General features: G+C 36.5%; 12 protein-coding genes and 1 tRNA gene. 10 read left to right on the top strand and 3 right to left on the bottom strand.

Features of this window, described 5'->3' with window-relative positions; translation table 11 throughout:
• Nucleotides 1–179 precede the first annotated feature (179 nt).
• The gene (locus IGK72_RS11320; RefSeq protein ID WP_002365147.1) at nt 180–1,010 is read left to right on the top strand and encodes a DUF6287 domain-containing protein; all 831 of its coding nucleotides are present in this window, start codon (nt 180–182) and stop codon (nt 1,008–1,010) included.
• Between the two features lie 279 nt (nt 1,011–1,289).
• On the opposite strand, the gene IGK72_RS11315 is transcribed toward IGK72_RS11320, so the two are convergent.
• Nucleotides 1,290–2,234 (bottom strand): endo-beta-N-acetylglucosaminidase, encoded by a 945-nt coding sequence (locus tag IGK72_RS11315; RefSeq protein ID WP_002382461.1) that lies wholly within the window; start codon nt 2,232–2,234, stop codon nt 1,290–1,292.
• A 157-nt stretch (nt 2,235–2,391) separates the two neighbouring features.
• Nucleotides 2,392–2,973: a YdcF family protein gene (locus IGK72_RS11310; protein ID WP_002406051.1), complete on the bottom strand. Its 582-nt coding sequence runs from the start codon at nt 2,971–2,973 to the stop codon at nt 2,392–2,394.
• A 121-nt stretch (nt 2,974–3,094) separates the two neighbouring features.
• Here IGK72_RS11310 and IGK72_RS11305 point away from each other — a divergent pair, with 121 nt between their 5' ends.
• The 9 genes from IGK72_RS11305 (at nt 3,095) to IGK72_RS11265 (ending at nt 12,650) form a co-directional block, all read left to right on the top strand.
• Entirely contained in the window at nt 3,095–3,958 is an 864-nt protein-coding gene (locus tag IGK72_RS11305; protein ID WP_165548657.1) for an aminoglycoside 6-adenylyltransferase, read from the top strand.
• Nucleotides 3,959–4,104: 146 nt separating this feature from the next.
• Nucleotides 4,105–5,550 carry a L,D-transpeptidase family protein gene (locus IGK72_RS11300; RefSeq protein WP_023895321.1) on the top strand — a complete coding sequence of 482 codons (1,446 nt, stop codon included), beginning with the start codon at nt 4,105–4,107 and terminating at the stop codon, nt 5,548–5,550.
• Between the two features lie 165 nt (nt 5,551–5,715).
• Entirely contained in the window at nt 5,716–5,895 is a 180-nt protein-coding gene (locus tag IGK72_RS11295; protein ID WP_002356318.1) for a 2-hydroxymuconate tautomerase, read from the top strand.
• 396 nt (nt 5,896–6,291) lie between these two features.
• Nucleotides 6,292–8,229, top strand: a complete 1,938-nt coding sequence (gene thrS, locus IGK72_RS11290) for a threonine--tRNA ligase (protein ID WP_002359397.1) — start codon at nt 6,292–6,294, stop codon at nt 8,227–8,229.
• A 164-nt stretch (nt 8,230–8,393) separates the two neighbouring features.
• Nucleotides 8,394–10,529 carry a peptidoglycan D,D-transpeptidase FtsI family protein gene (locus IGK72_RS11285; protein WP_165548655.1) on the top strand — a complete coding sequence of 712 codons (2,136 nt, stop codon included), beginning with the start codon at nt 8,394–8,396 and terminating at the stop codon, nt 10,527–10,529.
• Between the two features lie 125 nt (nt 10,530–10,654).
• Entirely contained in the window at nt 10,655–10,804 is a 150-nt protein-coding gene (rpmG, locus tag IGK72_RS11280; RefSeq protein ID WP_002356321.1) for a 50S ribosomal protein L33, read from the top strand.
• Nucleotides 10,805–10,899: 95 nt separating this feature from the next.
• A tRNA-Ser gene (locus tag IGK72_RS11275) sits at nt 10,900–10,989 on the top strand.
• Between the two features lie 89 nt (nt 10,990–11,078).
• Nucleotides 11,079–11,330 (top strand): hypothetical protein, encoded by a 252-nt coding sequence (locus IGK72_RS11270; RefSeq protein ID WP_002403006.1) that lies wholly within the window; start codon nt 11,079–11,081, stop codon nt 11,328–11,330.
• Between the two features lie 255 nt (nt 11,331–11,585).
• A complete protein-coding gene (locus tag IGK72_RS11265; protein WP_002387217.1) occupies nt 11,586–12,650 on the top strand; it encodes an FUSC family protein in 1,065 nt (354 codons plus the stop codon).
• A gap of 258 nt (nt 12,651–12,908) precedes the next feature.
• On the opposite strand, the gene IGK72_RS11260 is transcribed toward IGK72_RS11265, so the two are convergent.
• Nucleotides 12,909–13,640 (bottom strand): DUF4950 domain-containing protein, encoded by a 732-nt coding sequence (locus IGK72_RS11260; protein ID WP_411146543.1) that lies wholly within the window; start codon nt 13,638–13,640, stop codon nt 12,909–12,911.
• Nucleotides 13,641–13,699: the final 59 nt, after the last annotated feature.

Below are 13,699 nucleotides of genomic sequence, written 5' to 3'. Positions count from 1 at the left end.
GATGGCTCACTTTTTTTCATATAATACATAGAAAAAAGAAAGTTGATTGATAGGTCCATGTGACACAAAGCATTCAATGACAGGTTCAACTTTTGTCTGTTCCATAAATATTTGTCTAAACAATTGAATTAATAGTACAATAGTCTAGTAAGATAGATCATTGAACGGGGTGAATAGGCGTGAAAAAGGGAATGTTAGCGTTTTTTGTCGGGCTAGCGGTTTTATCATTAACTGCTTGTCGGGAACCAAAAGAAAAGAAAGTGACCGCTTCAACGGAGGCATCCTCTAAAGTTGAAGAGACGAATGAAAAAACCAGTGAAACAATTGATAAGACAAACGAACAAGCGAGCAGCAGTGTCGAGTCTAACGAATCAGTGAAAAATGAAGAGCCGACAGCTGATGGAAACAATAGTCAGCTAACTGTAGCTGATTTAGATACTACAGCGATTAATGCTGGCGATTTTACTACTTTAGTTGGAACATGGAAAAATGGTAAAGGAGAGAGTTTGATCATTCATCCTGATGGTAGTACAAATACCGGAGGAATGATTACGAAGGATTCACCTACTGATGAGTCGCGACCAATTACAAGCTTAAGTATTAGGTGGGGGCCTACTGGTGCTGCGTTATTATTATATAAAATTGGTGTTGAAAATCCTAACGGCGACCAATCGGATAAGACGAAACCGCGATTGTTAATTACTCAAGATAGTGGAAATTATCCTGCGGAAGAGTATTACTATCGTTCTTCTGAAGAGGAAATTCAAGACCAAAATGAAGAGGCAAAAATCATCGAGAACCAAGAACAAGCAGAGGCATGTATCAGAAGTACATTGACTGATGCAGAAAATAATGATACGAACCTTGGATTTTTGGGTATGAATGGAAATGACTTCTTTTTTAGAGCCCAATCGAAACAGATGGTTGCAAATGGAGGGACAGGGACTGTCGGTTTTTACAGAGTATCACCACAAGGAGCAGTCAGAATAACGGATGCACGAGGCAACTAAAGATAGTCTCGTGGCAATCTATTTAATTCCTATAAAAGTAGCAAAATAAGAATGAAATGATCACAAAATCTTCACATTTAGTTTGTAAGATATAAGCATATCAACAAACAACCTTAACAACACAAAACACTTTTTCATTTTTAACTCCTTTCCCGTCCTTACCCAAAGGGCGGGTCTTTTTTTGTGTAAAACTATTCGCTCAAGATACCAAAAAGCCAGCTTGTAGTAAGCTGGCTTTTAACTCTTTACATGTTGGCGCTTGTAGACACGAGATAATAATTAAGGTGTTGGAACAGTTGGTGAATAGTTCGTTTTTCGACCATAAAGTTCTTGTGTCGCCGCCGAGATATACGCAGATGAATCTTTTCCTGGGAGGTTATACATTAGATAAATACCATATTGCTCCGCTTTTGTACGTTTAGCATATTGCGCAGCTAGATTTTGATTGACACCAACTTCAACGGCAGAAGCACCTAAACGAGAAGCAGGCATCCCCGCAATTTGTGGCGGATTCCAGGTACTATAATAAGGGTTCCAAGCATAATCAATTAAAGAACTCATTTGAGGATTAGCTGAAGAGTTCGCAGCCGCTGGTCCAATATTATAAAAAGTAATTAATTTATCATTGCCTAAGCGATTTCTTAAGGCTTGAAGTAACCAAATGAACGAAGAATTATTTGGTTGAGGCGTCCCATTTTTTCCGTATTCAGCATACTCATCATCAAAATCAATACCATCTAAATGATACGTATTAACGACTTGTTCTAATTGAGCTGCAAAGGCATCCGCACTTTCGTAAGTTGGGAAATTAGCAAAGCCAGCACCTTCATGGTTGCCTAAAATAGACAATAGGACTTTAGTGCCGCGTGCTTGAACTGGACGAATTTGTGTTTCAGCTTCGTTTAAAGTTTGTTGGACCCGTTCATTTAGATATAAGTAAGGTTTTTTATTGACCGTGTCATAATTAATATTGGCTGCAAAAATAATCCCCATATCAAAAGCAGGTTGATTGGTTCCAGCTAAAGTATATTTTCCCACATTGTTAAAATCGTGGTTATTTACTTCTACATACATGACTGTTTTAGGTGTAACAGTTGATGCTGCTTGTACTTCAAATGCAGGTAGTGCAAACAGTAACCCACCGACTAAAAGTATCAAACTTAAAAAAGTTGAAATAATCCCTGTTTTCTTGTTAAAAAAATGAGTGCTCAATTGATGCCCCATAACTTTCTCCTCCTATAAAATAAATATTATTTGTAAGCGCTAACAAAGATATGTTATCATTTTTATAATTTAAACACAAGAAGAAGAGAACAAAAGTGAGCAAATCCACAGAATATAAAAGCGTCCTTCGCAAAATGGTCTTGCGAAGGACGCTCTTTTACCAATCAAAGAGTAAGGCATAGCCTAAAGAAAACAGCTCTCGACCAAAATTTTTGATATCTTTTGGAAAAGAAGAAGCCGCAGTGATGCCTGAAACATTTGAGATGCCTGCTCGCTTGGCTAAAAGTTGCGAGCGGTACATGTGAAAGTCACTAGTAACAATCACTAGCCGTTTAAAAGAAAGGAGTTTTTGTGAATTGACAATATTTTCTTTGGTGCGTGTGGCACGATTTTCTAAGAGAATCTGTTTTTCTGGAACACCTTTATTTAGCAAGTATTGTTTCATAACCGCGGCTTCCGTAGCCGGCTCATCTGCTCCTTGCCCTCCGCTAACAATAACGGGTGTCTCGGGGTGTTGTTTAATATAGGGGATAGCCACATCTAACCGAGCTTGCAAAACACGGCTGGGCAGTGCGGTTTCTTTAGACGTCCCTAAAACACGGGCCCCTAAAATTAAAATAGCATCTGGTTTATCGGTGGGTTGCGTATTTTTGCCAGTAAAAATAAGTAGACCTAAAATCAAAAGAATACAAAAGCCAAAACTGACAATGGATAAACTTGTTATTTTTAACCAATGCATGAAACATCCCTCCTTGTAATGTTAGTGTATACGAAGTACCATAGAAAAAGCGATAGAAAACAAAAGACTTATAAAAAAATCTATGTTTTAATAGAAACTTTTGAAGAGAGGGAGCGAATGCATGCGTACAGAAGAAGAAATGTTTCAACTTATTATGGATGTAGCAAAACAAGAAGAACACATTCGAGCCGTGGGAATGGTGGGTTCTCGCACGAAGGTGAAAGCGCCAAAAGATAGTTTTCAAGATTTCGACATTGTTTATATTGTAGAACCATGTGCTGAGTTTTTTGAAACAGCAACGTGGATAGCAAAATTTGGACAACCATTAATTATGCAACGTCCCAAGGAAATGACCTTATTTCCCACAGAACCGAAGACGCGGGAAACATTTTTAATGTTATTTGAAGATGGTCAACGCATCGATTTAACGTTGTGTCCTCTCGCAGAAAAAGACAATTGGCATGAAGGCGATTCTTTAGCAATTATCTTGTTAGACAAAGATGAAAATTTGCCACCTTTACCTGTAGCATCTGATAAAAATTATACAGTAACAGTTCCGAATCAGCAGCAATTTAACGATTGTTGCAATGAATTTTGGTGGGTTAGTACGTATGTAGTTAAGGGGCTTTGTCGGAATGAACTATTTTACGCTGTCACACATCTCTATGAATATTGTCAGCAGGAACTGTTGCGCTTGCTTTCTTGGCAAGCGGCTTGGCAGGAACCGGAGCCAATTTCTGTTGGGAAACAATTTAAGTATCTGAAAAATTATGTCACTCCTGACACGATGGATCAATTAGCATCGTTGCTGGATTTTTCTAGTAAAGAAGCTTGTTGGAACAGCTTAATAAAGACACAAGCCTTTTTTGACGTCGTCGCTCAGGATTTTGCTAAAATGGCCCAGTTTACGTATCATTTACAAGAAGCAAAAAAAGTCACAGAGTATACAAATTCTTTAAGATTAAAGGATTTACAAGGAAAATAAGCTGAAAACAACGTAAAAATAGTGTATAATTGAAAAAATTAATCTGCGAGAGAAAGGGAACCTTTTTTGATTGTAGATCACCGCAGTTGTTTGTTGCCTAGTCTCTAAGAAATAAACCTAAAATTATTGATATAAAGGATGAACAAATGAAAAAAGAAGAAATGCAAATGCGTAATACACGTCGTCAAAAATCAGGAAAAAATAATAAAAAGAAAATAATTATTACTTCTTTGGTTGGACTAGCTCTGGTTGCTGGGGGCAGCTATGTTTATTTTCAAAGTCACTTTTTACCAACCACAAAAGTAAATGGAGTTTCTGTAGGCTGGTTAAATGTAAATGCTGCAGAAGAAAAATTAGCGCAAGTTAATCAAACCGAAGAAGTTGTGGTTCAAACTGGGACAAAAGAAGAAAAAATTCAACTTCCTAAAAAATACCAATTGGATCAAAAATTTTTAAAAGACCATTTACACAGTAGCAAGGTGAAGCTACCGTTAAACGAGGCATTCAAAAAAGAACTAGAAGCCAAATTAGCAACTTTGAGTTTTCCAGAGGGGAAACCAAGCAAAAATGCGAGTATCCGTCGAGGCAATGGCACTTTTGAAATTGTTCCCGAAGAACAAGGCACAGTAGTGGACACACAGCGCTTAAACCAGCAAATTATTGCGGATGTTGAAGCGGGAAAAGGCAACTATCAATACAATGCCAAAGATTTTTATAAAGCCCCTGAAATTACAAAAGAGGATCAAACGTTAAAGGCAACATTGACAACGCTCAATAACAAGTTAAATAAAACAATTACAGTTGATATTAATGGTGAAAAAGTAGCCTTTGATAAAACACAAATTCAAAACGTGCTGAATGATGATGGCACAATCAATAAAGAAAAACTAACTACTTGGGTGACACAATTAGAAACAACATATGGTTCTGCTAATCAACCAGTTTTATTTACAGATGTTCACGGCACGACACGTCGTTTTAAAAACAATGGAAGTTATGGCTGGTCGATTGATGGGGCCAAAACGCAAGAACTACTAGTAAACGCGCTGAATAGCCAAGAACAAATGAATGCAATCACTGCTCCGTTGATTGGCGATACCAAAGAAAATAGTAAAATTGCCAATAATTACATTGAAATTGATTTAAAAGATCAAAAAATGTATTGTTTCATTGATGGCAAAAAAATAGTCACCACAGATGTCATTACTGGCAGATATAACAAAGGAACCGCAACAGTACCAGGATTCCATACAATTTTATATCGGACAACCGATGTGAATTTAGAAGGTCAAATGCTTGATGGTTCTCGATACAGTGTGCCAGTAAAATATTGGATGCCGTTAGTAAGTCAAGGGGGCGTTGTCACACAAATTGGGATTCATGACTCCGACCATAAATTGGATAAGTATGGCGATAAAGAAGCCTTTAAAACCGATGCTGGTAGTAATGGCTGTATCAATACGCCAGGAACAGAAGTTTCAAAAATCTTTGATGTATCCTATGACGGAATGCCGGTAATTATTTATGGACATATCTATGATGATGCACCAGGTGAATTTGATAAACCTGTAGATTATGGCGAAGAAGTATAAAAAGAGATATTAGGCAAGACCGCACTTTGGTCCAGCTATGTATCTGAAAAGTAAAAATTGGAGATGTCAACCGTAACGACTGACGTCTCCAATTTTTTATTGACAAGCGTCATAACCCGCTCTATGATACAAACAGAACAAGCAATTTAAATTGGGGGAACGAAGATGCCATTTGTACATGTAGAATTAATTGAAGGCCGCACAGAAGAACAGTTAACTAATATGGTCAAAGATATTACAGAAGCTGTGTCAAAAAACGCTGGTGCACCAAAAGAGAATATCCATGTGATTGTCAATGAATTGAAAAAAGACCGCTATGCACAAGGCGGCGAATGGAAAAAATAAGTTTTCAGAGAATTTCTGTTGAATCACTTGCTTTTTCTGAAAATAAGTGGTTAAATAAGTGCATAAATGATTGATGAGAAAGACAACTGAACTTGCCCGCGATCTATTAGAGAGGAAAATCTTGGCTGAAAATTTTCCAGATTGGCACAAGGGATGACCACTTTCGAAACCTTTGTTGAAACAAAGGCGGTCGCACCGTTAACACGCTAGAGGAACACTGATTATTTGTGTTCAAAATTAGGTGGAACCACGATATTTTCGTCCTAGTATTCGTTAGAATACTAGGACTTTTTGTTTTTTAACAAGGGGAACAGGTGGCTGTTTCGTTTCATTGTGAAAAACAGGAACACAATGAAACGCTTCAAATCAAAAAAATTAAAAGGAGAGAATTTTATTATGTCTATTCACATTACTTTTCCAGATGGCGCTGTTAAACCGTTTGATTCTGGGGTTACAACATTTGATGTTGCTAAAAGTATTAGCAACAGTTTAGCCAAAAAAGCTTTAGCTGGTAAATTCAATGGTGTTTTAATCGATTTAGATCGTCCTATCGTAGAAGATGGTTCGCTTGAAATCGTGACACCTGATCATGAAGATGCTTTAGGAATTTTACGTCATTCATCAGCTCATTTAATGGCTAATGCCTTACGCCGTCTTTTTCCTAACATTAAATTTGGCGTAGGTCCTGCGATTGATTCTGGGTTCTACTATGATACAGATAATGGGGAATCCCCTGTGACAGCGGAAGATTTACCTGCAATTGAAGCCGAAATGATGAAAATTGTGAAGGAAAATAACCCAATCGTTCGTAAAGAAATCTCACGTGCAGAAGCGTTAGAATTATTTGCTGATGATCCTTACAAAGTTGAATTAATTACAGATTTACCAGAAGATGAAATCATCACTGTCTATGATCAAGGCGATTTTGTTGATTTATGTCGTGGTGTTCACGTCCCTTCAACAGGACGGATTCAAGTCTTTAAACTACTTTCAGTAGCTGGTGCTTATTGGCGCGGAAACTCTGACAATCACATGATGCAACGGATTTATGGCACTGCCTTTTTCGATAAAAAAGATTTAAAAGAATTTATCAAAATGCGCGAGGAAGCCAAAGAACGTGACCACCGTAAATTAGGAAAAGAATTAGATTTATTTATGGTTTCACAAGAAGTTGGTTCAGGGTTACCTTTCTGGTTACCAAAAGGCGCAACCATTCGTCGTACAATTGAACGTTATATTGTGGACAAAGAAATTAGCTTAGGTTATCAACATGTGTATACACCAATTATGGCAGATGTGGAATTATACAAAACATCTGGTCACTGGGATCATTACCATGAAGATATGTTCCCACCAATGGATATGGGCGATGGCGAAATGCTGGTATTACGTCCAATGAACTGTCCACACCATATGATGGTTTATAAAAATGACATTCATAGTTACCGCGAATTGCCAATTCGAATCGCTGAATTAGGGATGATGCACCGCTATGAAAAATCTGGCGCATTATCAGGGTTACAACGTGTTCGTGAAATGACTTTAAACGATGGCCATACTTTTGTTCGTCCTGACCAAATTAAAGACGAATTTAAACGTACTTTGGAGTTAATGGTGGCAGTCTATGCTGACTTTAACATTACGGATTATCGTTTCCGCTTAAGCTATCGTGATCCAAATAATACAGACAAATATTTTGATGATGATGCGATGTGGGAAAAAGCGCAAGCGATGTTAAAAGCTGCCATGGATGAATTAGAATTAGATTACTTTGAAGCAGAAGGCGAAGCTGCCTTTTACGGTCCGAAGTTAGATGTTCAAGTAAAAACAGCTTTAGGAATGGAAGAAACATTATCAACCATCCAATTAGACTTCTTATTACCAGAACGTTTTGACTTAACTTATGTTGGCGAAGATGGTGAAAATACACATCGCCCAGTTGTTATCCACCGTGGTATTGTCTCAACAATGGAACGATTTGTGGCTTACTTAACAGAAGTTTACAAAGGCGCTTTCCCTACTTGGTTAGCACCAATTCAAGCAACTATTATCCCAGTTTCTGTAGAAGCGCATTCTGAGTATGCTTATGAAATCAAAGAACGTTTACAAGCACAAGGCTTACGTGTTGAAGTCGATGATCGTAACGAAAAAATGGGCTACAAAATTCGGGCCTCTCAAACACAAAAAGTACCTTATCAATTAGTGGTCGGGGACAAAGAAATGGAAGACGCAACGGTGAACGTCCGTCGTTATGGAAGCAAAGAAACGTCTGTCGAAGATTTATCAATTTTCATTGACAGCATGGCTGCTGAAGTTCACAATTACAGCCGTTAAAAAAAGAGAAAAAGTCAAAAGGACTTCTGAATTCAGAAGTCCTTTTGACTTTTTTCAACAACAAAATAATTAAATATTTCCTTAGAGCTGGGAATAATCCTGATTTTTTGACTATTTTTTGTTACAATGAGAATGCGAAACTTTTTAGTGAAGGGACTAGAGGTATGAAGAAAAACTCATTTATAGATAAAATAAAAAAAACAGATGCCGCAGCAAAGAGTCAACGAGGTAGAAAGCCACATATTCCTTTTCGATTGAACTTATTATTTTTTGTGATATTCACTTTATTTGTTTCATTAATTGTTCGTTTAGGGTATTTACAGATTGTAGAAGGAGAAGAGTTTAACAAAAAAATCACTGCCAATTCTTCACTACAAATCACGACACCATCCCCTCGAGGACAAATTTATGATTCACAAGGAAAAGTCTTGGTTTCTAACAAAGCCAATTTAGCAATCACTTACACACGAGGAAAAAATATTGAAGGAAAAGATATTTTACCGATTGCGAATAAAGTTAACGAACTTATTAACGTTCCAGTTGATCCAAACTTAACGGATCGTGACAAAAAAGATTATTGGTTAGCGAATCCTGAAAATTTAAAAGCAGCCCAAGCCCGCTTAACCGATCAAGATAAAGAAGATGAAAAAGGCAACAAAATTACGGACGAAGGCACATTATATGCCAAAGCAGTTGAAAAAGTCACCCCTGAAGAAATTGCGTTTGATGACCGAACCTTACAAGCAGTAACGATTTTTAAACGAATGAATGCAGCGTCACAAATGAACACGGTCTTCATCAAGAATGAAGGGGTAACAGAAGGTGAAATTGCGACAATTGGTGAACACACAGCGGAAATATCAGGTGTTTCAACAGGGACTGATTGGACGCGTGATTATTCTCAAAGTGGTGCATTACGTAGCCTGTTGGGTACCGTTTCAACTGAAAAACAAGGATTGCCAGCCGAAGAAGTCGATGAATATTTGAAAAAAGGCTATGCACGAAATGACCGTGTTGGAACTAGCTATTTAGAAAAACAATATGAAGACGTTCTACAAGGTAAAAAAGCAAAATCAGAAGTCGTTTTAGACAATAACGGAAAGATTGTTTCACAAACCCCAATTTCCAAAGGGGAAAAAGGCTCCAACTTAAAATTAACGATTGATTCAAATTTCCAAAACAAAGTTGATGAAATTTTACAACGAAACTATTCACAAATAGTCAAAACCATTGGACCATACTCAGAAAATGCATATGTCGTTGCTATGAACCCTCAAACAGGAGCTATTTTAGCGATGTCCGGATTTCATCATGATTTAGCAACTGGAGAAGTCACACCTAATCCTTTAGCACCTATTTTGAATTCTGAAGTTCCTGGATCAGTTGTGAAAGCAGGTACTTTAACAGCTGGTTATGAAACAGGCGTCATTAAAGGCAATGACGTTTTAACAGATGAAGCTATTTTACTAGCAGGTAGTAATCCAAAAGCTTCTTGGTGGAATGCTTCTGGCGGAACAACCATGCAATTAACTGCGGAGCAAGCGTTAGAATATTCTTCGAATGCTTATATGATGAAATTAGTCTTTAAAATGATGGGTGTGAATTATTATCCCAATATGATTTTCCCTTATGAAGTAGGAGATGACACTGTCTTTAAAGAATTAAGAAAAGCTTTTGCAGAATATGGTATGGGAACGAAAACTGGAATTGATATACCAGGAGAAACAACAGGAATTCAAAACAAGGACTTTAAGGATTCGTCATCTGCGCCACAAGGCGGTAATCTTCTTGACCTATCTTTTGGACAATATGATACCTATAGCGCCTTACAATTAGCACAGTACGTTTCCACTGTCGCAAATAATGGCATCCGCGTGCAACCCCATGTGGTAGAAGGAATCTATGGCAATGATGAAAATGGAGCTTTAGGAAAAATTTTAAAAGAAATTGAACCAAAAGTTTTGAATAAGGTGAATATTTCTGAAGACCAGATAGGAATTCTTCAACAAGGTTTCTATAATGTGGTAAATGGAACTAGTCCTTTTACAACTGCACGTGGTTTAAAATCAGACAAGTTTTCGATTGCTGCTAAAACAGGGACCGCCGAAACGCAAGCAACAGATGCTAATGGAGTAAACCATACAACGGTTAATAGTAACTTGGTGGCTTATGCGCCGTACGAAAATCCTGAAATTGCAATTAGCGTTGTTTTACCACACTTAAATGATGAAGCTTCCAAACCAAATCAAACGATTGCCAAAGAAGTTTTAGAAGCGTATATGGAAATGTACAAAAAATAAAATTTGTAAAGTAGAACTACTTTACAAATTTGCCCAAAAGGGTAGTCAAATGACAAAAAAAATGGTATGATATTCAAGTCTAAGAAATCTCTTGGAAAGATTAATTATTAGTAGGAGGGGAAAACATGCGCGTAAACATCACTTTAGAGTGTACTTCTTGTAAAGAACGTAACTACTTAACAAATAAAAATAAACGTAACAATCCTGATCGTTTAGAAAAACAAAAATATTGCCCACGTGAAAGAAAAGTTACTTTACACCGTGAAACTAAATAATTTAGTTAGATAGAGCCTAGAATCCTTGTTGTGTAAGGGTCTAGGCTTTTTATCTATAGATTCATTACATGTTCATTTGTAGATGGAATGTAGAGGGAGGATTACCCAAGTTTGGCTGAAGGGGACGGTCTCGAAAACCGTTAGGCGAGTAACATCGTGCAAGGGTTCGAATCCCTTATCCTCCGTACCGAGAAGCAGTTGAGTTATTAGTTGCAAATAAAACGACAGAGACGTACACTTAAAGTAGAAAAATACTTAAGAAGAGGTGTCTATTATGTCAAACTATGAAGAAAAAGAAGCGCAAGCATTAGCAAAAATTGCCGATGTTTTGAACAAATTGGATGCAAGTTTAGAAGAGTTGAGCTCGCTAGATGAGGATACAAAAAAACATAGTATGAAGAAATGGATTGTTGAAAAAAAAGCCATTCATGAGATTAAAAAAATTGCACACGAAGCTGGTAAGTATGACAAGTATGATGAAAAAGAATTAGAAAAAGAAATGGATCTGTTGGAAAAGTTTATGTAAAAAAGCGCTAGCTTTTGTTCAACAGTTATTTAATTTTGAGCCTAGAATTAATCGTTTTGATTTTTTCTAGGCTTATTTTTTATGAAGTAAGCAAATCGTATCGGGAAAGGTATTGGAATAAGAAATAAAGCATGTATTGATTCAGAAAAAAAGTTGTAGTAAAATGTTCGTCACAACTTCTTTTCTTATGATTTCATAGAAGGAAAAGTTGGAATAATGAATTGAGAAGAGTCGATTTTTAGGAGATGATTTTAGGTGACTTTTTATCAATTATTGCAGTTAGATCCATTTATTTTAAAACAAAAAATTCATCAAGCGGACACTAAAAAACAGCGGAGATATTTTTGGCGCGCCTTGTTAATAAGGGATATTTTATTAGTTTCGTTTGCGATTTTATGGGTGTCGACGATTACTTTTTTCTTTGGAAAAGCTGTAGCGCCTTTTTCAATTGTATTATTTTGTTTGCTGTTGAGTATCCGTTTCGTCTCATATGGCTACAGGGAAAAACAGGCCTTGCTTAGTTTAGGAATCGTGTTAACAATTCTAGGTGTTAGTCCACTAATTTCACTGATTTCTGTATCATTTTTACAATGGGGTCTTCATTTTATCTGCTTGCTGGCATTGTTTTTCTTAACTGGTAAAAACCCTAAAATGGGTAATCCGGGCTTGTATACGTTCTCCTACTTATATTTAGTTGGCACGGTTCACTATCAATCGTTTCAGCAATTAGAACAAACTTTCTTTGTATTAGTGTTTGCCTATTTACTTTTAGCTTTTGTTTATCATGTGAAACATAAAAAGTTGGATCAAGAGATTACTTTTATACAGATGGTTACAGAAAATGGTTTTTTTAATCAAAGAAATATTTGGTTTGGTTATTACGCTTTAGGCATTAGCTTATTACTTTTTATAGGAACGCACCTTCAGATTGACCGCTTTATGTGGGCAACATTTGCTAGTTCGTCATTATTTTCTGGGTATGAGACGTTTAAATTGTCTGAACGAGCAAAAGAACGAATAATAGGGGTCGTTATTGGTTCTCTAGTATCGGCTATCTTGTTATTTTATATACCAACGAACCTACTTGGTATTTTAGGAGGACTTTGTTTAGGCTTATGCACATCTTATAAAAGTAAAACGATTTTTAATTGTGTTGGTGCTATCATGGCAGCTTCTATGATATTTGGGCTAGAAACAAGTCTTTACTTAAGAATTTTGTTAAATATGTTAGGGCTAGCTTACGGTTTGCTTTATCATTTTGTCTTTGTAAAAACTATGTCCTATTGCAATCGCAAGGAGTGGCTGAAATTGTCTGAATAAAAGGAGCCTAACATTCTTTCTTGAAAGAATGTTAGGCTCCTTAGACATTTTTGTGTATATTCCATATTATCAAATTATATGCATGCTGTTAATCAATGCCCAACTGCTATATCAAATGTCGCAATTTTTGCTGAGCCAGTAGGTACAAGGTCTAGTTCCACTTCGTCAAAACTATTGCCATCAACTGGTATCCCAAGTAAATGGTAGATGGTCCAGTTCTACTTTTATAGACTATTATCTATTAGTATACCTAAATTTCTATTTAATTCGTAATGACTGACCAGGATAAAAAACAGAAGTTTCAATGCCTGGATTTAACGCTAATAATTCTTCCAAGGTTAAACCATTTCTTTCGGCTAACTGTCGCCCACCTTCACCACTTCGTACCGTATCGTATATAGGTTGGTCTGATTTAGAATTTTGTATTTGTTCACTAGAATCAGAGTTTTGTGGTGGTTGCTGTTCAGATTGTTCAAAAACTTGTTGAGTTTGATTATTTCTTTCAATTAATTGTTCCAACGTAATATTACCTAGATAAGTGTATATTTGTCCATTAACAGTTAAAGTACCATCATTATTTTTCGTTACTGTTCGGGGCATATTATTCAAAAGAAACGTCATTGTTTGATTACCATTCTCATCCACAGAAAAACTTACATTTTGAAGAGGAACATTCGATTGAGTTATGCTAGTGAGTGTTCCGTCAGCATTTATAAAAAATAAGTTATCACTTTGAGGAATACCCCAACCGCCTATAAAATCAGCTAAGCTAACTTGTGGCAGCGGTTCTTTAGTAGTAGATGAAGAGGTAGATTGGTTTGTTTCAGATGAGACGTTTTGATAATTAGAGCTGGTTTCTTCCGTTTTATCTTTTTGAGTGGAAGAATCAATACTTTTCTTTGTGTAAGGTTTCAAAACTAGTTTTGTTTGGTTATCAGAATTGTTTGTCTTAGTAGGAGTGAAAAGTAGATTTTGCTTTTCTTTTTTTATCTTGTAAGCTACTTCTTTTCCTTCATTTTCCCAACGAATTTGATTGTTTTTTAGATGGT

Source organism: Enterococcus sp. DIV0183 (assembly GCF_050541505.1).
GTDB classification, from domain to species: domain Bacteria; phylum Bacillota; class Bacilli; order Lactobacillales; family Enterococcaceae; genus Enterococcus; species Enterococcus faecalis.
Note: the sequence above shows the minus strand (reverse complement) of the source record. Positions and strands in the feature narration are given on the sequence as shown.

Bases quoted from the DNA above. Each gene is read 5' to 3' on its own strand.
- IGK72_RS11315 (WP_002382461.1), bottom strand. From the start codon at position 2,234: ATGGGGCATCAATTGAGCACTCATTTTTTTAACAAGAAAACAGGGATT.
- IGK72_RS11310 (WP_002406051.1), bottom strand. From the start codon at position 2,973: ATGCATTGGTTAAAAATAACAAGTTTATCCATTGTCAGTTTTGGCTTT.
- IGK72_RS11305 (WP_165548657.1), top strand. From the start codon at position 3,095: ATGCGTACAGAAGAAGAAATGTTTCAACTTATTATGGATGTAGCAAAA.
- IGK72_RS11300 (WP_023895321.1), top strand. From the start codon at position 4,105: ATGAAAAAAGAAGAAATGCAAATGCGTAATACACGTCGTCAAAAATCA.
- IGK72_RS11295 (WP_002356318.1), top strand. From the start codon at position 5,716: ATGCCATTTGTACATGTAGAATTAATTGAAGGCCGCACAGAAGAACAG.
- thrS (WP_002359397.1), top strand. From the start codon at position 6,292: ATGTCTATTCACATTACTTTTCCAGATGGCGCTGTTAAACCGTTTGAT.
- IGK72_RS11285 (WP_165548655.1), top strand. From the start codon at position 8,394: ATGAAGAAAAACTCATTTATAGATAAAATAAAAAAAACAGATGCCGCA.
- rpmG (WP_002356321.1), top strand. From the start codon at position 10,655: ATGCGCGTAAACATCACTTTAGAGTGTACTTCTTGTAAAGAACGTAAC.
- IGK72_RS11270 (WP_002403006.1), top strand. From the start codon at position 11,079: ATGTCAAACTATGAAGAAAAAGAAGCGCAAGCATTAGCAAAAATTGCC.